19 protein-coding genes and 1 tRNA gene are annotated in these 19317 nt (G+C 65.6%); 13 read left to right on the top strand and 7 right to left on the bottom strand.

The window, feature by feature from the left end; translation table 11 throughout:
- Positions 1–4 precede the first annotated feature (4 nt).
- The 4 genes from ASG80_RS00090 to ASG80_RS00075 all read left to right on the top strand — a co-directional run bounded on the left by ASG80_RS00090 (position 5) and on the right by ASG80_RS00075 (position 2304).
- A complete protein-coding gene (locus ASG80_RS00090; RefSeq protein WP_056727273.1) occupies positions 5–358 on the top strand; it encodes a PadR family transcriptional regulator in 354 nt (117 codons plus the stop codon).
- Positions 355–1092, top strand: a complete 738-nt coding sequence (locus tag ASG80_RS00085; RefSeq protein ID WP_056727271.1) for a hypothetical protein — start codon at positions 355–357, stop codon at positions 1090–1092. Before ASG80_RS00090 ends, ASG80_RS00085 begins: the two co-directional genes overlap by 4 nt.
- Positions 1089–1829 (top strand): hypothetical protein, encoded by a 741-nt coding sequence (locus tag ASG80_RS00080; protein ID WP_156401575.1) that lies wholly within the window; start codon positions 1089–1091, stop codon positions 1827–1829. The genes ASG80_RS00085 and ASG80_RS00080 overlap by 4 nt, the downstream gene beginning before the upstream one ends.
- A gap of 82 nt (positions 1830–1911) precedes the next feature.
- Positions 1912–2304 (top strand): cupin domain-containing protein, encoded by a 393-nt coding sequence (locus ASG80_RS00075; protein ID WP_056727268.1) that lies wholly within the window; start codon positions 1912–1914, stop codon positions 2302–2304.
- A 236-nt stretch (positions 2305–2540) separates the two neighbouring features.
- On the opposite strand, the gene ASG80_RS23260 is transcribed toward ASG80_RS00075, so the two are convergent.
- Positions 2541–2612, bottom strand: a tRNA-Ser gene (locus ASG80_RS23260).
- 208 nt (positions 2613–2820) lie between these two features.
- Here ASG80_RS23260 and ASG80_RS23255 point away from each other — a divergent pair.
- Both ASG80_RS23255 and ASG80_RS00070 read left to right on the top strand, forming a co-directional pair.
- Complete coding sequence (locus ASG80_RS23255) at positions 2821–3309, top strand: hypothetical protein (RefSeq protein ID WP_156401574.1); 489 nt, start codon at positions 2821–2823, stop codon at positions 3307–3309.
- A 115-nt stretch (positions 3310–3424) separates the two neighbouring features.
- A complete protein-coding gene (locus ASG80_RS00070; protein WP_056727266.1) occupies positions 3425–3940 on the top strand; it encodes an Imm26 family immunity protein in 516 nt (171 codons plus the stop codon).
- Between the two features lie 411 nt (positions 3941–4351).
- Here the strand turns inward: ASG80_RS00070 and ASG80_RS00060 are convergent, their stop codons facing one another.
- The gene (locus tag ASG80_RS00060; protein ID WP_056727264.1) at positions 4352–5353 is read right to left on the bottom strand and encodes a LacI family DNA-binding transcriptional regulator; all 1002 of its coding nucleotides are present in this window, start codon (positions 5351–5353) and stop codon (positions 4352–4354) included.
- A 78-nt stretch (positions 5354–5431) separates the two neighbouring features.
- Between ASG80_RS00060 and ASG80_RS00055 the strand changes: the two genes are divergently transcribed.
- The 5 genes from ASG80_RS00055 to ASG80_RS00030 all read left to right on the top strand — a co-directional run bounded on the left by ASG80_RS00055 (position 5432) and on the right by ASG80_RS00030 (position 11787).
- Positions 5432–6448 (top strand): carbohydrate ABC transporter permease, encoded by a 1017-nt coding sequence (locus ASG80_RS00055; RefSeq protein ID WP_235507865.1) that lies wholly within the window; start codon positions 5432–5434, stop codon positions 6446–6448.
- Complete coding sequence (locus ASG80_RS00050; RefSeq protein ID WP_056727258.1) at positions 6445–7248, top strand: carbohydrate ABC transporter permease; 804 nt, start codon at positions 6445–6447, stop codon at positions 7246–7248. The genes ASG80_RS00055 and ASG80_RS00050 overlap by 4 nt, the downstream gene beginning before the upstream one ends.
- A 7-nt stretch (positions 7249–7255) precedes the next feature.
- Positions 7256–9280: a glycoside hydrolase family 43 protein gene (locus tag ASG80_RS00045; protein ID WP_056727256.1), complete on the top strand. Its 2025-nt coding sequence runs from the start codon at positions 7256–7258 to the stop codon at positions 9278–9280.
- A 2-nt stretch (positions 9281–9282) separates the two neighbouring features.
- Entirely contained in the window at positions 9283–10584 is a 1302-nt protein-coding gene (locus ASG80_RS00040; protein ID WP_056727254.1) for an ABC transporter substrate-binding protein, read from the top strand.
- A 477-nt stretch (positions 10585–11061) separates the two neighbouring features.
- Positions 11062–11787: an NYN domain-containing protein gene (locus ASG80_RS00030; RefSeq protein WP_056728373.1), complete on the top strand. Its 726-nt coding sequence runs from the start codon at positions 11062–11064 to the stop codon at positions 11785–11787.
- A 545-nt stretch (positions 11788–12332) separates the two neighbouring features.
- Here ASG80_RS00030 and ASG80_RS00025 read toward each other — a convergent pair.
- Positions 12333–14450, bottom strand: coding sequence for a CHAT domain-containing protein (locus tag ASG80_RS00025; RefSeq protein WP_056727251.1), 2118 nt, complete (start codon positions 14448–14450; stop codon positions 12333–12335).
- 175 nt (positions 14451–14625) lie between these two features.
- On the opposite strand from ASG80_RS00025, the gene ASG80_RS23250 reads away from it, so the two are divergent.
- The gene (locus tag ASG80_RS23250; RefSeq protein ID WP_156401572.1) at positions 14626–15105 is read left to right on the top strand and encodes a hypothetical protein; all 480 of its coding nucleotides are present in this window, start codon (positions 14626–14628) and stop codon (positions 15103–15105) included.
- 165 nt (positions 15106–15270) lie between these two features.
- Here ASG80_RS23250 and ASG80_RS24295 read toward each other — a convergent pair whose 3' ends face one another.
- The gene (locus ASG80_RS24295) at positions 15271–15480 is read right to left on the bottom strand and encodes a hypothetical protein (protein WP_235508149.1); all 210 of its coding nucleotides are present in this window, start codon (positions 15478–15480) and stop codon (positions 15271–15273) included.
- Here ASG80_RS24295 and ASG80_RS00015 point away from each other — a divergent pair.
- On the top strand, positions 15416–15973 hold the full coding sequence (locus tag ASG80_RS00015) for a Gmad2 immunoglobulin-like domain-containing protein (protein ID WP_235508084.1): 558 nt from the start codon (positions 15416–15418) through the stop codon (positions 15971–15973). The two genes, ASG80_RS24295 and ASG80_RS00015, sit on opposite strands and share 65 nt — an antisense overlap.
- A gap of 77 nt (positions 15974–16050) precedes the next feature.
- Here ASG80_RS00015 and ASG80_RS24290 read toward each other — a convergent pair whose 3' ends face one another.
- The 3 genes from ASG80_RS24290 to istA form a co-directional block, all read right to left on the bottom strand.
- Positions 16051–16401, bottom strand: a complete 351-nt coding sequence (locus ASG80_RS24290; RefSeq protein WP_369816202.1) for a leucine zipper domain-containing protein — start codon at positions 16399–16401, stop codon at positions 16051–16053.
- Positions 16402–16963: 562 nt separating this feature from the next.
- Positions 16964–17770, bottom strand: a complete 807-nt coding sequence (gene istB, locus ASG80_RS00010) for an IS21-like element helper ATPase IstB (protein ID WP_056727245.1) — start codon at positions 17768–17770, stop codon at positions 16964–16966.
- The gene (gene istA / locus ASG80_RS00005) at positions 17767–19092 is read right to left on the bottom strand and encodes an IS21 family transposase (protein ID WP_056727243.1); all 1326 of its coding nucleotides are present in this window, start codon (positions 19090–19092) and stop codon (positions 17767–17769) included. Before istA ends, istB begins: the two co-directional genes overlap by 4 nt.
- Positions 19093–19317: the final 225 nt, after the last annotated feature.

Here is a 19317-nt window from a genome sequence, read left to right as displayed (position 1 = left end):
GTGCATGCCACGCAGACGGGAAGGGCGGCTGGTCGACCTCGAGGTCGACATTCTCGGCGCAGGTATCGAGCTCCAAGCCGAGGAGGACGACTTCTACGGCTTCGCACTCGCGAAGCGCATCGCGGACCGCGCCGGAGCCACCGCGCTCACCGCGCACGGCACCCTCTACAAGGCGCTCAGCCGCCTCGCCGAACGCGGCCTCGTCGAATCCGAATGGGAGGACCCGAGCATCGCCGCAGAAGAGGGCCGCCCTCGGCGGCGGCTCTACCGGGTGACCGGCGCGGGCGTGGTCGCCTATCGGGCGGAGACCGAGCAGCGCACCGTGCTCGCACCGAGCCCGCGATCGGCGTTCGCATGAGTGCCGTCACGCTCGGGCCGGACGGCGGGGTCGAGCTCGAGGCATCCGCTCGCATTCGACACCGGGCGGCGGGGCGCGTGGACACAGCGGTACTCGCCTGGTGCCATTGGTACACCGCCGACCTGCCCGACGATGTCGCGGCCGAACGCCGGGCCGAACTCGCCTCCGACCTCTTCGAGGAACGCGAGCACTCGGGCGCCCGTGCAACGGGGTCGATCCTCGGGAGGGCAGTCCGCGGCATCCCGGCCGACCTCGCTTGGCGTGGGGCGCGGCTGCGCCGCGCCGCGATCGGCGCACCGAGGGGCACGTTCCCGCTCGCGATGCCGGCGCTCGCGCACCTCGCCGCGATCGCGCTCGTCGCCTGGGGCGGGTTCATCGTCTGGCGCATCGCGCGCAGCGTGCTCATCGGCGACTGGCACGGCGCGGCGGACGTCGCCGAGCTCTCGGTCGTCGGCCTCCTCCTGGCCCTCGTCGGGTCGTGGCTGCTCATGGTCGCGCGCCGACGGGCGTTCGCCGGACTCGTGCTCGCGGTCGCGGCGTACCTGCTCCTCCGCTTCGGCACCTATGCGCTCATGGAGACGAGCGTGAGCTTCACGGCGTTCTTCTCGACCTCGACTGCGCAGATGGTGCTCCTGAACCGGGTCGCGACCGGCGCGGCGGTGCTCTTCTTCCTCTCGATGGCCGCGTGGTGGACCTCGCCGAAGGCCGCCGCCGAGTCGGACGAGGCGTCATGATGGACGTCAGGCGCCTGGCTGCCCCGCTGGCGATGGGCGGCCTCCTGGTCTGCGCCGCCGCGGTCGCGCTCACCGCCGCCGGCGCGTTCGGGATACGCCTGTTCGAACCGCCGCCCGCGGACGTCGCGGGGGCCGGCGAGACCGTCGACTCCGGCGGCGATGAGGCGAGTGCGTCGACCGTCGACGCCCTGACCACGGAGACGTCCGACTCCGAGCCCCTGTCGATCGAGGACCGCTCGGAGTACATGGGCCGCGAGCAGGTCATCGCCGAGTGCATGGCCGAGAAGGGCGTGGAGTACCTGCCAGCCGCACCCTGGCTCAACCAGGACGCGCAGCCGCGAGGACTGAGCTTCGAGCAGTCCATCATGTGGCTCAACGCGTTCTACGGCGAGGCTCGCGAGGACTGGTCGGTGCCGGCTTCCGAGTGGAAGCGGCGAGGGTGCCTCGGCGTGGGGGAGCATGCCGTGGCGGTCGCCCGAGCGGCCGGGACCCCGCTCTCCGCGCCCATACCCGAGCCCGACCCGAACGCGATGACCGAGGCCGAAGAGCTGACGGCGTTCAACGAGGCGATCGAATCGTGCATGGCCGAGAAGGGCTTCGGCGCGGTCGACGACGGCACGGAGGGCTGGTGGGACGCCATGTACGGCGACGCGGGCACCGGTGCCGCCTACCGCTGGGAGGACGCGGGATGCTCGGGCTACGCCACCCACGTCACCGGCAACGACAACATGCATTGACCGTGCGCCCGCGGCCATTCGCTCGCCGATTCTACCGAGGCGTCCGTGCGGGATAATGCTTGGAAGCACATGGAGGTTCTCCATGCAGACCCGCTCGTTCCCTTCCAGCCCGGATGGCCGCTCGCCTGCCGGGGCCGAGATCCGGTACCTGATCGAAGGCGAGACCGGCGGCATGATCCACTCCACCGTCCCGTCAGGTCAGGTGAATCGGGCGACCGTCCACGCCACCGTGAGCGAGTTCTGGCACGTTCTCTCGGGCGAGGGGCAGATATGGCGACAAGACGCCACTGGTGAGGAGACGACCGTTCTGCGGAGAGGCGTTTCCATCGACATTCCCGTCGGGACGGCATTCCAGTATCGCTGCACCGGTGTCGACCCGCTCCAGTTCCTCTGCATCTCAATGCCGCGCTGGCCCGGGGACAAGGAAGCGACGGTCATCGAGGGGCCATGGAAACCGACCGCTCCCGAAGGTTGACGACAGCGTCACCACGTGTGGATCGTCCCCCTCGGCGTCGATGATGTCACGTCGGCCTCACCCGCGGTGCATCGGAAGTCACGGACACTGCAGGGGTGAAATCCCCGATCAGACCTGCAAACGCCTTGCAGGCGGGACATCGTGGGTTGGTTCCGCACAAGATCCGCTCGCGCGCCGGCATGCAGTAGCGCTGCTGCTGGTGAAGAAAACGGCCCTGATCAGGTTATTTACCGAAGAGCGGATGACGGCAATCGAACCCGCGCTATCAGCTTGGGAAGCTGAAGTTGTCAAGTGCTGGTTCACGGCGCTTCACAGCGCCTCACAGTCGCGAGAGTTCGCGGCTCCGTGAGTTCGAGTGAGACCAGGTGAACTCCAATTTGTGGCGACTAAAAGGAGACATACATGCCGATGTTCGCCCCAGGATTCAACAAGTCACGGAGGAAGGGCGATCTCTGCAGCTGGTTCACCTCAGGGCGATGACCTGGGCTCCACCTGCGTGACGCTTATTGTTGCCTCATGGTCGCATCCACCCGTCCTCGTGACGGAATCATCCTGTCGGCCGGCGGGGCGCTGCATGGGATCCTCGTCTGGCAGTCGGTGATGGGGCTCTCTTACATGGGATTTCATCTGTACGCGGCAGAGAAGAGCCGAATTCATGGCTTCGAATCATCGCCGCTCCCCGATTTCGTGCTCTGGCAGGCCGCATATCTCATCGCGGCTGTGCCGTTCGGCTGGTTCTGTTATCGGCTCGCGGGCGTGACGCACCCCTGGCGTTCGGAACGGCGATCATTGTTGGTCACCGCTCCCGTGTCTGCCGTCCTTGGCCTCTCGTTCGGTTTCGCTGGGTACGCCGTCAGGGGTGATTACGCCGCCGCGCCGAGCTGGTACGCCCTGTTCAACGCTTGCGTTGTTGCTGGTGTCGTTCTCGCTGGTGCCGTGAGTTTCTATCGCATCGGCACGCGCGAGAGTCGAGAAGCATCGGCGCAAGTCGTTCTTGAGCAATGATCTGCCGCTCCATGACCCTCTGGCCCTCTCTACCCCTGCCGCGACCTCTAACGGAGCGAACGGCCACGGAGATTCCGGTGCATCTTGGGAGGGGTTGGGAAGCTGGTGGGGACCCGTGGTGAGGCAACGCCCGAAGCTTGGCGACGTATTCGTCGTGCCGCTCGACGACGGCAAGTTCGGTGTCGGCCAGGTCGTCGGCACGTACGGCAAAGAATCGTACTTCTTCGCGATCTTCGACGTGGTGATCCCTCTTGAGCACGCGAACAGGCAAGCGGTCGAGGCGGTAGATCGTCCCGTGTTGTTCCTCGCGCTCTCGATGGACGCCAAATTGTATGCAGGGCATTGGCGAGTCGTCGGACAGGAGCCGGTGCCTCCGGAAGTACCGCTCCCGGCCTACAAGGAGGCCGTCGGATCGCCGCCCAACTTTGAGGTCGTCGACTACTCCGGCACGCGCCGGCGGCCGGCAACGGCCGCCGAGGCCCACACGCTCCCGAATCGCAAGGTGGTCGCGCCGGTGCGCGTAGAGAAGGCGCTTCGCGCTCATCTCGGGCTCGAGCCGTGGCTGGACGCATTCAACGAGCTACGTCCCGAAGGGCGAGCCACAACTGCTGACCTCTTCAATCGACGCTGAAAGCGAACCAGCCGTGGGATTGCATGAAAGAGCTGTTTCGGCCCATGAGCTTGAGAACGAACTGGCGAATAAGTGGAGACAATGCCATCGGATTGCCACGAAACCAGTCCGAGCGGACGACTAAAACCCCTGATCAGAGCGGATGACGGGAATCGAACCCGCGCTATCAGCTTGGGAAGCTGAAGATATCCAGTAGTGATTCACTCGGCTTCACCCGGACTCACGTGCCGCGGAATCACGGGGAAGTGTGAAGTCGAGTGAACCATGGTGATGCCGAAATTGTGACTATTAAGTGACTACGAGAGGACGGGCGCGCCAGTCCGGCGGCGACCTGCTGTACGGAGCAGTGACGGTCGTGGACGAGGTCGGCGAAGAATTGGGGCGACCGGTCTCGTGATCGCCGGGCGTGCGTCAGGCGCTCTCGCGTATCACGAGCTCGTGAGGGAGCACGTGTCGGCCGATCGGTTGCTCCTCGAGACGGTCGATGAGATCGAAGACGTGGTCGGCGATGACTTCTGGGCCCGGTCCAACGGTCGTCAGCGTAGGGACGGTGTACCGCCCCTCGTCGATGTCGTCGAACCCGACCACGGCTACATCCTCTGGCACGCGTATCCCGTTCACGGCGAGGGCGTGGAGGGCCCCGAAGGCGAGGGAGTCGTTGAAGCAGAACAGCGCGTCGACCTCAACCCTCGCCCCGAGCATCTCCTCCACAGACCGAGTTCCCTCCGCCCGGGAGAAGTGGACGACCTCGCGCAAAAGCGCCGGATCCACTGCGATGCCCGCCCCCGCCAGCGCCTCACGATAGCCGAGCGCACGAAGCGACGATGAAGCGTTTGGGCCCGAGTTCTGGATACCGATCGCCGCGATCCGGCGACGCCCCTGAGCGATGAGATGTTCCACAGCGGCCCGCGATGCGGTGACGTTGGGCATCCCGAGATGCACGATGCTCTCGTCCAGGAGCACGGCCGCCTGCTCGCCGAGCAGCACGAGTGGAGTGCGGCTTCGTCGTGCCCCGAGGTCCTCGGCCGTGAGGGCCAGCGGGCTCAACACAAGTGCGTCGATGGATGGGAGTCCCTCGCCCTCGATCAGCGCACGCTCGATGTCGCGGTCGGCGCCGGTCTGGTTGATCAGAACCGTCCGACCGCGCTTCTGGGCTGTGCCGACGAAGGAGGCGGCAAGCTCCGCGAAGTAGGGTTCGCGAAGGTCGGGGACGGCGAGCGCGAGAAGGCCGGTGCGCCCGTGCCGGAGTTGCCGAGCTGCGAAGTTGGGGCGGTAGCCGAGTTCGCGAATCGCCTCCTTGACGCGGTCGCGTACCTCATCGCTGACCCACCCCGTCCCATTGACGACGTTCGAAACGGTCTTCGCACTCACACCGACGGTCAGTGCCACGTCGCGCAGGGTCACGCCCGCCATCCGAGCTCCTTCTGTCGCCCACATCCGAGCAGGCTTCCGACCCGTGGGGCCTTTGCAGCATAGCGTTTCAAGGTCGGGTTGTTCAACGTTGAACTATGGGATAGCATCTCACTCGATCGTCCGTCATTCAACGTTGAATCATCCCATCCGCGGCTTCCTCCCGAGTCCGTCAGCGTTGACATCGCCCTGGCGGCACTGGGAAGAAAGGAGGCCGAGTTGAGCTCCATGTTGCGACGGGGGAGCCCGTATTTCTACATCCTGCCGATCGTGGTCTTGGCCGGCGGGCTCATCTACTACTGCATCGGCTTCTCCGCGTACGCGAGCCTGACCGATTGGAACGGCCTGACGCGGATGGATTTCGTCGGCGTCGCCAACTATGCCGATCTGATCGAGGACCCGACCTTCTGGATTGCATTGCGCAACAACCTGGTGTTCATGGCCGCGACCATCGTCATCCAGGCCGTCCTCGGTCTGCTGATCGCCGTCATCGCGAAGGAACGGCTGCCCGGTAGCAACGTCTACAAGGCGATCTTCTTTCTCCCGATCGCGATGGCGCCCGCAATCATCGCCACGGTGTTCAAGTACATGCTCGAGGCCAACTACGGAACGCTCAACGAATCCCTCCGCGCGCTGGGACTGATCGGCCCCGATGCGGTCATCCAATGGCTCGGCAAGGACCTCGGAATCTGGTCGATCATCCTCATCAACGTCTTTCAGTGGATGGGGTTCTCAATGATGACCTACTACGCCGGCCTGATGTCCATTCCAGACGAGCTCTACGAGGCCGGGATGATCGACGGAGCGGGCTGGTGGCGCCGCCTCGTCAGCATCACGATCCCCTCGCTCCGAGGCACCACCAGCGTGCTGGTGATTCTTGGCATCGTCGGGTCACTCAAGACGTTCGACATCGTCTGGCTCACGACCGGCGGCGGACCCGGCGTCTCGACGCAATTCCTGAACACCTTCCTCGTCCAGACACGTGCCGACCGCGAGGCCGGTTACGCCTCCGCCATCGGCGTCGTCATTCTCGTGCTCGCGTTCGCCCTTGCGATGCTCCAGATCCGAGCATCGAACCGTGAGCGGAGCATCCGATGAACGGGACGAAACGAGTGGGACCGCGCATTGCGATGTACGCGACGCTGACGTTCCTCGCGGCCATCTGGCTCTATCCAATCGGCCTCGCGATCTACAAGTCGGTGAGCGTCGGCGGCTGGGGGAACTACGCCGCCGTGCTCAACCATCGGACGTTCAGCTACTGGGCAGCCGTCGGCAACAGCTTCCTGCTCGCGGGAGCGTCTGCGATCGTGATCGTGCTCATCGCCTCACTCGGCGGGTATGCGTTCTCGAAGCTGCAGTTCCCAGGCCGAACGGCGATCTATTACGTGCTCCTCGCTTGCCTCGCGGTCCCGGTGGCGTCGGTCGTCACGCCCCTGTTCTTCACCGTCAACAACCTCGGATTGCGCGACAGCTACACCGGGGTCATCGTCCCGCTCGTGGCGTTCAACGTGATGATCATGCTCATGATCATGAAGAACCACTTCGATTCGCTTCCCGACGAGCTGATCGAAGCGGCCAAACTCGACGGGTCGAACTCGTTCGGGACCTTCTGGAGGATCCTGGTGCCGCTCAGCGGCTCGAGTCTCGCGAACATCGGTGTGCTCTCGTTCGTCTACGCATGGAACGAGTACCTACTTCCGACCCTGCTGCTCACCAGCCCCGAGCGGTTCCCCGTCACCCAGGCGATCTCGCTGCTCGAATCCGACCGGATGAGCCAGGAGCAGATCTCCCAGCTCTACGCAGGCCTCATCCTCATGACCGTGCCGTCGATCCTCGTCTACTTGGCGAGTCAGCGGTTCCTACAGGCCGGCGTCACCGCCGGCGCAGTCAAGAGTTGAGGCGACGATGACCGTTCCCGACCGCCAGTACGAGCTTCCCCGGCTCGACACGCGCTCCTACCGCAATCCACTCAGCTACGTCGACGGCATCCGCCGCACCAACCCCGACCCGTTCGGCTTCAAGCACCGCGGACGCTACTACTGCTATTCCACGGACGAGCACGGTGTCAACGTGAGCCGCAGCGATGACTTGGTGACGTGGGAGCACCACGGTTACGCGCTCCAAATGCCGGGACGCCGCAACTTCTGGGCACCGTGCGTCTTCTACGACAACGGAACCTTCCACCTCTACGTCTCGAGCGTGCCAGAGGACTCGGAGGACCCGCACGACGAGCGGCTCATGGTGGCGGTCAGCGATGACCCGCTGGGCCCGTATCAGTACGTCGCGACGTTCTTCGACAAGTTCGCCATCGACCCTCAGGTCGTCCGCGACGTCGACGGGCAGCTGCACATGTTCTACTCGACGAACGACGTGACCGGCCTGAATTCCGCGGATGCGGGGACTTCGATCCTCGTCGATCGGATGCTCGATGCCGTGACGCTCGCCGGTTACCCGAGGCCGGTGCTCCTGCCGACGCTGCCCGAAGAGGTGTATGCGGTAGACCGATTCGGTGACGGGCGGGACTGGCACACGGTTGAAGGCGCCACGTACCTTCGCCACCGAGACCGCGCCTTCCTCACGTACTCGGGCAATGCGTACGTCCGCGAGAACTACTTCGTCGGTTACGGACGTGCGACCGCGGATGCCTCCATCCACGATCTCGTGTGGTCGAAGTACCCGAGCGATCACGACTATCACGCACTCATCAGCCGCAACGACCGCGTCGAGGGCACGGGACACAACTCGATCGTCATCGCGCCGAACCTCATCGACCCGTGGATCATGTACCACGGCCGGGAAGCGGACGAGGAACTCATCCCGGGCGTGGAGCAGCGGAGCCTGCGTATCGACCCGCTCTTCATCGACGGCGACACCCTCGACACCAACGCCCCCTCATCCGAACCTCAGGACGCACCCGCCCTGCCCGATCTGCGCGACGCGTTCGACGACGCACGACTCGGTGAGGATTGGGTCGTGCTCGAGGGCACGTGGACGAGCGGCGATCGCGCCGCAACCACCTCCGCTGATCGGGCGCGATCGCTCGCCGTAAATGCGCTGCGTATCGAGTCGTACCGGGCGGAGGTGGATATAGCGGCCACTCTCGACCACGCCGGCGCACGCGCGGGCATCGTCCCCGTCTACCTCGGCCCGAATGAGTTCGTCGAAGTGCTCTTGGACTCCGGTCTGGCGCGGATCACCGCCCGGCACGTGACCGGCAACGTCGGAGTGATGCTTGCGAGCGCGCCGCTTCCCCGTTTCGACGTCACCAAGTTCCACCTGGTCGGCGTGCAGCGGCTCTTCGACCGTGTGACGGTGCAGCTCGACGGGATCGACGTGCTCACCTTCTGCGCACCTGAAGGCCCTGCCTCGTTCGGGCTCACCGCCCACCAGACAGCCGCGCGCTTCTCGGGCTTCAGCCTTACGCGCCACCTCCAGCTATGGGGCGAGAGCCTTGCGCTGCTGCCACGAATCTACGCCGCCAGCCGCCAGGCCGACGTGACGCTGGACGGTCTTGCCGCTCTCGGCGGAGAACTCGAACTCGTCGCGCTCGACGACCGAGCAGAAACCGTCACCACTCACGACTTCGAACTGATGAGCAGCACTCGCGGCCGGATACGGTTCAGCCCCGCATGGCTCGACGACCAGAACCAACTGCTCGTCGAGGTGGATGCGTCGGGGCTCCGGGTCATCCGTATACGCGGTGGCCGACGCGATGAGCTCGTGCACGCGCCGCTCGCCGAGCGCCGCTTCAGCGTGCGTACGACGGTGTTGGCCGACCAAGTCGCGGTGCACGCCGCGGGCCGAGGTGTAGTCGTGCCGATGCGCACGGCCGGATCCTCCCAGCGGATGACCCTCCTCACCTCGCGACTGCGAGCGTACGAGGCGACCTCATTCAACGGACCCCCCCAAGAAAACGAAGAAGAAGGATGACTGTGTTCACGACAACAAAGCACGCAAGGACGCTGCTCGCTGGCGTCACCCTCGTGGCAGTCGGAGGCCTCGCGCTGACCGGCTGCGCCGCCGAGCCCGAGAGCTCGGACGGCACCATCGAACTGACGTTCCAGACGTGGCTGCCCACACAGGACCAGTGGCCCGACATTATCGCCGCATTCGAAGCGGAGAACCCGGGAATCAGTATCGAGTTCGACCGGGACGAAGATTACGATGCATACCGCACCAACCTCGACAACTCCATCCTGGCCGGTGAGGTGCCCGACCTCTACGGCATTCAGGTCGGTGCCTCATTCGACGACTACTCCGAGTTCGCGCTCGATACCGACGAGTACGCGAGCGACTGGATCGGGCAGGTGAGCAGTGCTGCGCTCGAGCAGACCACCAACTCCGACGACGTGGTCGCCGCCGTGCCGATCCTGCTCGGCGGCATGGAGTACTACCTCTACAACAAGACCCTGATGGATGAACTCGGGCTCACGCTGCCGAACAACTACGACGAGCTCGTCGCGGTGAGCAAGGCAGCCAGTGCGGCAGGGTACTCGCCCTTCGCCATGGGCGCAGCCGACACCTGGCACGACGCCGACTTCTTCGTCTGGCTGAGCAACCAATTCGGCGAGGGCGGCGACATCTATCGGGCCGCCGGTGGCGAGATCCCGTGGGACTCGGAGAGTCTCGTCGCGGCGGCAGAACGGTGGCAGTCGCTCTTCGCCGACGGTGTCTTCCAAGACGCCGCGACCACCGTTGCCACATACCCGAACGCGCGCGACGACTACTTCCTCGCTCGCAAGAGCGTGTTCTTCCCAACCGGCTCGTGGCACGTCGGAGCTGCACTGTCGACGAGTCCCGAGGTGCCGGGCAGCGCAGTCGAAGGTGACGAGATCGGCTTTGCGGTGTTCCCCACCGTCGGCGAGCAGGACGCCGGCGTGACATCCGGTGTCGACTTCGCCCTCGCGATCAGCGCCGACTCCAGCCCCGAGAAGCAGGAGGCGGCGGCCAAGTTCGTCGAATTCCTTGCGGTCGGCGCCGGTCAGCAGCTGTGGGTGAACACGCTCCAGGGTTTCCCGGTGGCTGAAGGTGTCACGGTGGAGCTCGGCGACGGCGAGAGCGAGCTCGCGAGGCAGAGCGTCGACCTGACGACCGAGTCGCTGCAGTCGAGCGAGTATGCCCGCAAGCTGCTCGCGCCCGGTCGCGACTCGCTGGAGAACGACCTGGGTATCGTGCTGCAGAACATCGCCGACGGTGCCGACCCGGCGAGCGAGCTCACCACCCTGAACGAATAGTTCGAGCAGACTGAGAACGGCCCCCGGGGTTCCCTCCGGGGGCCGTTGTCACCGGCCGCAGGCAGTTCGCAGCTCTGAGGCCAGTCGGGCCGGATCGTGGCGAACATCCGCCTCGTAGTCGGTTGTCTCGGACTGTGAGTATGAGAACAACATGGCCAATAAGTGACTACGAGAACCGTTTACCATCGAAAGCGGCGCCGTCCGACAGGGAAAAACCCCTGATCAGAGCGGATGACGGGAATCGAACCCGCGCTATCAGCTTGGGAAGCTGAAGATATCCAGTAGTGATTCACTCGGCTTCACCCGAGCTCACATGCCGCGGAATCACGGGGAAGTGTGAAGTCGAGTGAACCAACGTGATGCCGAAATTGTGACTATTAAGTGACTACGAGCGCCTCCCGCCGGCCGTAGGCGTGCGCGAACCTGCCTCCATGCAGGGTAGCAACTGAGGTGCCCGGCTGCGCTACGGTGGCGCTCATGCGAGTCGGCGTCTACATCGACGGGTTCAATCTCTACTACGGTGGTCTTGCCCAACTGGGAAGCACAGCTGGATGGAAGTGGATCGACCTGCGCGCACTCGCCTCGCGGTACGCATCTTGGCAGGGGGCGCACGTCGAACGCGTCATCTACTGCACCGCCCGGGTGAATGATCCAGACGACCCGGCGCAGACGCAGCGGCAGGACTTCTATCTCAAGGCACTCAAGCTGCATGGCTCGGTGGACGTCATCGAGGAGGGCTACTACGCGTCCTGGGCGAATGAGTCCGTCATGACCGTAGAGCCCGCAGGCACCCGAGCGCCGTCGGTGATGCGCGATCCGAAGCGCCTGCTGTCCTGGTCACCTGGCCTGCGTGTGCGCCGCAACGGCGATGGCACGATGTTCGCGACGGTGCGCAAGCGCGAAGAGAAGGGATCGGATGTGAACGTCGCGACACACCTGCTCGCCGACGTGTTGCAGGGGCATGTCGAAGCGGCCATCGTGATCTCGAACGACTCCGATCTGGCGTTACCTATCCGCATCGCACGCGAGCACGTACCGATCGGTCTCATCAACCCGGGACGGAAGCCACTCGCTGGAGCGCTGAAGGGTCACGCCGGCGAGGGAGTCGGCCGCCATTGGTGGCGTCGGCTGGACCCCTCCGACTTGCAGGAGTGCCAGTTGCCCAACCCCGTAGCCGGCATCGCGAAGCCTTCAACTTGGTGACCGCCGCACCGGGCAGTCATGCTACAGTGGGAGCACCAACCCGCTCCTCCATGTGAGGGCGGGTCTTTTCTTTCGGTGTGACGCGACCGGCGTCCATCCGCGAGTGGTTGGCCTGATGAGTCTGGAGACTCGATGGTTTCTCTCAGGTAGCCACGGGCCACGGCTCCGGTGTGCTCCAGCGGTGGAAGTATGCGTCGATCGCGTCCTGCGAGTTCTGATCGACGGCGAGCCATTCCACCGGCCTTGCGCCCGACTTGGTTGCACAGCCGCTCGGACATTGGGCCGCCGGGGGCGTCGTTGAGGTCGCTGACCGACATCCACAGCCAATAGGCTGTACCGCCGTGCGAAAGATCGAGGAACTCGTCGACGAACTGATTGGCGTGATCGATGATGATGTCGTACCCCGCCGACGACGACGGTCCATGATTTCCTCGGCCACGCTCGTCATCGCTGCCCGGAATCGCAGTTCATCATCCGAGTCGTCCACCGTGCGTCCGCTCCCAAGGCCTAAGTGTTCGTCGGAGGATGCCAATCCCTATCGGAGATTAGTAGCCGGGCGGCGGTTCCTGGCACGGAGGCTCGTAGCCTTCTTGGAAGTAGGTCGGCGAGGCGCGGCGGAATACGGAGTAGCAGTCGACGCCGCCCAGGTAGACGGCCTCGTATGCCGCATGGTCGAGCGGTGCGGTAACGTGCAGTGGGTCGGCGTCCCGCGGTGGGACGACGATCGAGGATCGGTCGTCGCCGCCGAGGATGTCGAGTCTCAGCCGGTACTTGCAATCCCCTTGCTGGGTGGAAGCGCTCACGAGCATGACGACCTGTTCCGCTCTTTCGAGCGTGATGGTGTGGTTCGGGAAGTACGGACCTTCCAGGGCGCCGGTTTCTGATCGGTACAAGCCTGGGGCGTCGGGTCTGTCCAGGTCGAAGTCGATGCGGATGGCATTTTCGCTGCCTGCGCTCGGGTAGGTGAACACGCTGCCGTCGAGCGGGTCTCCGCACTCGACTTCGGGCTGCATGTCAAGGATTCGGACAGGAACCTCGGATTGCGTGCCTTCGAGGACAATCCGTGTGGTGGGGCTTCCGATCTTGACGGCGTCATGCGAGAAGAGCCAATCCGGCTGAAACTCAGATTCCGGAAGTGCATTGAGTTCTGTGAGGAACTCTTCGCTGATCTCGGTGCCCCGTTCGAAGGCGAACTCGCCGTGGCCAGGCAGCGGCTCGACCGAGACCACGCGGACTGCCGGCCCTTGCTCGACGACTCGGGCGAATAGTCCGCTGAACATCGGAACGAGCTGATTCGTGATCGCTATTCCAAGCGCGCCGACAAGGACACTCGCGACCCAGGTAATCGGTCGTTTCCACAAGGGGAGGTGGCGGGAGACTGACTTCACGGCGCCAGCGAATTCGGGTGCCGATACGGGTTCGGCGGCCGGTTTCGGTTCGGCGACCGGTTCCGATTCTGGCGCTGGTTCGGGCTTGCGCTTGAGGCCGGGCTCCGCTGGCGCTGCGGTCGGGTTCGGCGTCCTGGAAATCGAGAAGATGTACGGATCGTCGCCGCGGAGGTAGAGCATCGGCGTCACCCATTCAAGCGTCCCGCGGCCGAGCCCCAGGATGCCGATGCGGCCGCTTCGCACAGCCTCGTCCACTCCCCGGCCGTAGGCGAGGGACGCGTAGAAGCCGCGTGCGAACGCGATGGCGGCCGCGTCGCTGATCGAGAACTGCATGGCGGCGACCGCGCGGATGCCGCTATGCGCGAGTGCCGCGGCCGTGCCCGAGAACAGGTCGGAGCCACTGGCCGCGCCCGACTGGCAGGAGTTCAGCACGCCGAGCCGCGGCGATGGCTCGGCCTCATTGAGCAGGTCCGCGAGCGCGTTCGCCGGCACGAAGTCCGCTCGCCCGTCCTGGCCTACGAAGGCGAGCAATCCCTCGTCAGCCTCGGTGTCGAACGTGCCGTGCCCGACGAAGTGCAGCACGTGCCACTCCCCGGCGAGGAGCTTGGTGTGGATGGCGTGCCAGGACGCCTCCTCAAGCCATTCGAGGTAGACGCGACCGTCGTGGAGCTCGGGCCGCAGGGCATCCTCGAGCCGCTCGCGCTCAGCCTCGACGTCGAGCATGGGTAGCCCGCGGGGCGAGGCAACCATGGCCAGGATGCGCAGCGGTGGCGTGACCGCTAGGGCCGGAGGAGAGTGCGGGGCCGGTACGCGACGGACGAGCGGCTCCTTGCGACAGAGGTAGACGCCCGCATCCGGGTCGAACAAAGACTCCCACGGGAGGGTGGCGAGCTCGGGCGCTGTTATGCGCAACGCAATCTGGAGGTCCGCCCCACGCTCCGCGGCAATCGCGCTACTCGTGCGATACGCCGACCCGACCGCGCCGTCGAACGTGGCGACGAACAGCCTCTCGCCGACTTCGCGCAGCACCGCCTCGGTCGCCGGCAGGATCCGTCGCGCAGCGACGGCCGACGACAGCACGGTGGCTTCGACAAGCGGCCGACGCGCGACGAGCTCGTCGAGGTCGAGTCGGATGATCCCAGTGGCCTCGTCGCCGCTCACCGAGTGGAGCACGCGCACCGAAAACACATCCTGCTCCGGGCCAGGCCCGATCTCGAGCTCCATCACTGCGCCCACGCGGGAACCCTGTCGCGACGGCATCACCACCGCCACCATGGCGGCACTGAAATTCTCTCAGGATTTCGGAACCAGCGGATAGCCGGGACCCCGGAAGCTTCCGACGAGAGCTGGTTCGACAGCGCAGCGTTGATGGATCCGCTTGCGAACGTCCGGTGACGGACCCCTCACTAGGACGACGGTAGAGCCGTTGGGCCGCCGGGATAATCGAGCCATGGATGGCACTGAGGTCACGCGCGGGCGAGTACTATCGCTCGAACCTATTCAATCGACTGCGTTGGCATTGGCTTGTGCGCAGGCTCTCGTGCGTGCCAGCGCCGACCGGGACACGGAACTGAACGAGGCGATCAGCCACGGATGGGACATTGCAGAGGCACAACGGTCCGCGCCGACGGAAAGTGATCGGATTGCACGCCGTCCCGATATCGACGAAGACGCAGTGGCGGCCACGTTCTACGCTCTCCGCGCGGTGGATGGTTCAGCCGAGGACGCTTGGTGGGCGGTATCGCGGTTCGTGGACGCGGCCTTTGAACAGGCGGAGTATCCGAACACGGCCCCTCAATTCCGGCCATTGGTCGAGGACAGCGCCGTCCCCGATGTTCGTCTGCGGATGCATCAACTGGAGGCATGGCTACGCGCAGCAGAATCCTCGATGACCGTGAGTGAATTGATCGAGCAGCTAGAGCGGAAATAGCCCTGCCCGCAAGCCAATCGGGATCCGGGTCTGCCCTGAGCCGGAACGTCACCGGCGGCGATAGCATCCATACCTAGAAAAGTGAGGCCAACTCATGTTCTCTCGACGTGGATTTGCAATCGGTGCTCTCGTCGCGTTGGCGACAGTGACGCTCGTCGCCTGTGGTCAGGGCGGCGGCGGGCTGTACCAGGCGCCGTCGCCGTCTTCCACCGACGGCTCACCGCCGTCGGCGAGCGAGACGGGGGCCGCAGGATCCGCGATCGTGATCGAGAGTCCGACTGAGGGTGAGAGCGTCTCGGTTCCATTTTCGGTGAGCGGTGAGGCGAACACCTTCGAGGCGGCCCTGACCGTCGAGGTCGTGGACGGATCGGGCACGGGGATGTGCGTACGCCAACTCATGGCGACGTCGGGCAGCGGTACCCCCGGCACGTGGGAGGGCACGCTCGCCTTCCCCCCGGAGCTGAACCCCCTGCCCGTCATGCTGCGGGCGTATGCGCGTAGCGCGAAGGACGGTTCGGTCATCGACCTCGTGGAGTATCCGATCACCATCGCGACCGATCGACCGCCGATCATCCTCACGAGCCCCGCGTGCTACCAGGTGTACGACCTCGGAGGCCTCATGATGGTGACCGGCACGGCCGCACTCTTCGAAGCCGCGCTCACGGTCGACGTGCGGGACGCATCCGGGACGACCGTCGCCACCCTGCAGGTGACCGCGGACGAGTGCTGCGTGGAGTCGAACTTCAGCTCGTCGCTGACGCTGCCGGATGACATTCCGCCCGGCCTGTACGACGTCGTGGCGTACAGCCTGAGCCCGAAGGACGGCAGCGTCGAGAACGAATTCCCGGTGCAGATCGAGATTCGCTGATCGACGGCCTCGGGTACAACGTGGGGCGCCCCACGGGGCACAGGTCACCGCCACACTCAACCGCCGATTGCGAGCGGCTAACGGCGTCGGAAAGGCCGCGAGCACCCGCCAGCACCGCATGGACGGTGGACGAACGGACTCCGAGCTCGCCTCCGATCTGCTCGAAAGCGGTCGGCTTGATCGGTAAACATCCCGGCCCGCCCCTCGGCCCTGAACCGGACCGCCCACTTACCCTCAGTCACGGTCGAGACCGTGAACATCCTCGCCGCGAGAGCTGGCTTCCAGCCTTCCTCGACGATCAGATTCCCCAGCCACAACCAGGCTCGCGGAGTCAGAGCAGCGTTAGCCTGGGATACGAAGGCCTCCTGGGAGCGGAGCGGTGAAGGGGACAGCTCGACTTCACAACCGGAGGCCTTCGCCAACAGCACGGGCAGCCGTCGCTGCGCCTGCGCAGGGGGCGTGACCGCGGCATCCGAAGTTGCGGCGGCCGGTTGTTCCCTAGTGTCGACGCCGGCAGAGCTTGTGGTCGAGCCACGGGATCGAGTGGCGATCGAGATCAACGGCGAGCTGCGCGGGATGCTGATGATCACGCTCTTGGCGTGCGTTCCCCCTTCCGCGTTGGATGTCGAGCGCCACCGAGCGGACAGAGTCACGCTGGCCGGCGCGTCGGACGGCCGCGTGGTAGTAGAGGGTCGTATTCGGGGCAGTTGAATCAGAGCATGGATCCGAGGTCGGATCCGATGGACGGGTATGTCGCCACCATTGATTTGAGCTGCCGAGTGGTCAGGCCGAGCTTGATCGCGAGCCCTGACGGCGCTCAGCGATTTTCCCCAGTTGTGCTYGTCGAAAGTCCCCAGGTCGCCGGGTCAGGTTAGCGCAGGTTGGTTCCGGTGGTGACGCGGCGGAGTTCGTCGGCTTCAGTCACGTGGTTGCGGAGCCGGTAGGAGGCTCCGTCGAGGGGGTCGAAAGTCCCCAGGTCGCCGGGTCAGGTTAGCGCAGGTTGGTTCCGGTGGTGACGCGGCGGAGTTCGTCGGCTTCAGTCACGTGGTTGCGGAGCCGGTAGGAGGCTCCGTCGAGGGTGATCACGACGGATCGGTGCAGGAGCCGGTCGAGCATGGCTGCGGCGACGGTKGTGTCGCCCAGGATCTCGCCCCAGGCTCCGACGGGCCGGTTCGTGGTGAGCACGATCGAGGTTTTGAGGTAGCGCTGGTTGATGACCTGGAACARKGCCGAGGCGGCCTCACCGGGCAGCGGGAGGTAGCCGAGTTCGTCGATGATCAGCAGGGTGGGGCCGGCGAAGWAGCGCATCATGGTCGCCCATTTCCCTTCGATCGCGGCGCGGTGACACCGTGCTGCGAGGTCCGCGGCGGAGGTGAAGTAGACCCGGTAGCCGGCTTTGACGGCGGCGTGGCCGAGGCCGGTGGCGATGTGGGTCTTCCCGACGCCGGGCGGGCCGATCAGGAGCACGTTGGTGGCGGTGTCGATGTAACGGCAGGTGCCCAGCTCGGTCAGCAGCGACGTGTCGATGCCGGACGCGGCGTCCAGGTCGAAGTCGTCGAGGGTTGCGCCGGTGGGCAGGTTCGCGAACCGGAATCTGCCCGCCAGGCGTCTGGCGTCGGTCGCGGTGACCTCGATCCGCAGGAGCTGTTCGAGGGCGTGGGTGAGGGTCCATCCCTCGGCCTGCGCCTGGTCGAGCACTTTCGGGAGTGCGTCGGCGGCGTCCGCGAGCTTCAGGTCGACGAGGTGGTTCCGCAGCTGCTGGTAGATGGTTGCTGCGGTGTTCGTGGTGGTGGTCATCGGAGGGTGTTCCTGTTCTTCGCGGCCTGCTCGTACGCGGCCAGATCGATCACGGTCGAGGGGTGCTGGGTGCCGGTGAGGATCGCGGCGGCGCGCAGCGCGGCGGGTCCAGGAGGGATGCGTTCCTTGCGCCGGTGCGGGCGTGCCGGCGGCGCCGACGCCATCGCGATCGCTTCCAGCGCGGTGACGTGACCGGTGTCGCGGACCGTGACGCCCAGGCCGGGTTCGGCGACCTGGTGCCGGGCGACCACGGTCCCGGCAGGAGTGGCGATGTCGATGGTGTCGGCGCCGAGCCGCTGATGAACGGTCACCTTCGCCGCGGCCAGCTCGGGTGGGACGGAGTACCGGTTCCCGCGCCAGTCGATCAGCGCCTGCCGGGTCGCGGTGCGCTGCTCGGTGACGACCACGGGAAACACGCTCAGAGGCAACGGGCGGAGCCGTTCCGCGGCGAACATGGCCTTCGCGGTCGTCGACCCGGACTCGGCCTCACGGCGCCGGTCGTCTTGTCGCCTGGCGAATGCCTCGACGCCAGCCTGCGCTTGCTCGAGGCTGAGGTCGTCCGGGAGGTTCCGCCACCACCGTCCGGCGGCAGTGTGGTTGTTCTTCTCGACCACGCCCTTCCGGTTCCCGCTGCGTGGCCGGCAGGCGACGACGGTCACGGCGTGGTGCTTCGCGAACGCCGCGAACATCGGTGTGAGATCGTCCGACCCGGCCTTCAGGACCGTGGTCATCCGATCGAACCGCCAGACCCTCGTGAGCCCGCCCAGCAGGCCCAGCAGCGTCGTCATCGCGGCCAGCAGATGCGGCAGGTCCATCGATGGGGAGAGCACCGCCCGCCAAACCCCGGAGTGCGCGAGCGACCCGACCAGCGCGTACGCCCGCTTCGTCGGGAACCCCCAGTGCGCGGGCGGGTCGGGCAGCTCGACCCAGTCGAACTGCGTCTCCTCACTCGGCGGGTGCTCGATGACCGCGTTCGGGCGCTTCGTGACATGCGCGCACGCCGTGCAAGCCGGTCGCAGCCCGCGATCCCGGATCTGCCTCGTGAGGGTCTGGTACGACCCGGAGTAGCCCAGCGGCACCAGCTCGTCCAACAGCGTCGCCGCCCAGAGATGAGGGTCCTCGGCAAGGCGGGCGCTCACGTAGTCGGCGAACGCATCGAACCCGTCGGGCGCGGCGCGCTGACGCACCCCGGGTGTGCGCTCCCCGGACAGATACGCCCGGATCGTCTTGCGGTCATGGTCGGTGCGGCGGGCGATCTCACTGATCGTCATCCCCTGCCGTCTGAGCGCGTGGATGTCCACGTCGTCCTCCTCTGAAAGCATGAGGAACGGGCCTCCCTCGAAGGCTGGTGTGTGGTCAGAGACCACCAGCATCGAGGGAGGCCCGCCTCATGCGACGGAGCGACCCAGGGTGGGGAATTTCGGTGAGCGAAAGTGAGGAATTTCAGTGAGCGCCGTCAGSCCGAAGATGTTGACCAGTTCCGCGGTGAGCGAAAGTGAGGAATTTCAGTGAGCGCCGTCAGGCCGAAGATGTTGACCAGTTCCGCG

This window comes from Agromyces sp. Soil535, assembly GCF_001428255.1.
In the GTDB taxonomy this organism is placed as follows: Bacteria; Actinomycetota; Actinomycetes; order Actinomycetales; family Microbacteriaceae; genus Agromyces.
Note: the sequence above shows the minus strand (reverse complement) of the source record. Positions and strands in the feature narration are given on the sequence as shown.

Bases quoted from the DNA above. Each gene is read 5' to 3' on its own strand.
- ASG80_RS00045 (WP_056727256.1), top strand. From the start codon at position 7,256: ATGACCGTTCCCGACCGCCAGTACGAGCTTCCCCGGCTCGACACGCGC.
- ASG80_RS00030 (WP_056728373.1), top strand. From the start codon at position 11,062: ATGCGAGTCGGCGTCTACATCGACGGGTTCAATCTCTACTACGGTGGT.
- istA (WP_056727243.1), bottom strand. From the start codon at position 19,092: ATGCTTTCAGAGGAGGACGACGTGGACATCCACGCGCTCAGACGGCAG.
- ASG80_RS23250 (WP_156401572.1), top strand. From the start codon at position 14,626: ATGGATGGCACTGAGGTCACGCGCGGGCGAGTACTATCGCTCGAACCT.
- ASG80_RS00075 (WP_056727268.1), top strand. From the start codon at position 1,912: ATGCAGACCCGCTCGTTCCCTTCCAGCCCGGATGGCCGCTCGCCTGCC.
- ASG80_RS00025 (WP_056727251.1), bottom strand. From the start codon at position 14,450: ATGGTGGCGGTGGTGATGCCGTCGCGACAGGGTTCCCGCGTGGGCGCA.
- ASG80_RS00080 (WP_156401575.1), top strand. From the start codon at position 1,089: ATGATGGACGTCAGGCGCCTGGCTGCCCCGCTGGCGATGGGCGGCCTC.
- ASG80_RS00090 (WP_056727273.1), top strand. From the start codon at position 5: ATGCCACGCAGACGGGAAGGGCGGCTGGTCGACCTCGAGGTCGACATT.
- ASG80_RS00060 (WP_056727264.1), bottom strand. From the start codon at position 5,353: ATGGCGGGCGTGACCCTGCGCGACGTGGCACTGACCGTCGGTGTGAGT.
- ASG80_RS23255 (WP_156401574.1), top strand. From the start codon at position 2,821: ATGGTCGCATCCACCCGTCCTCGTGACGGAATCATCCTGTCGGCCGGC.
- ASG80_RS00085 (WP_056727271.1), top strand. From the start codon at position 355: ATGAGTGCCGTCACGCTCGGGCCGGACGGCGGGGTCGAGCTCGAGGCA.
- ASG80_RS00050 (WP_056727258.1), top strand. From the start codon at position 6,445: ATGAACGGGACGAAACGAGTGGGACCGCGCATTGCGATGTACGCGACG.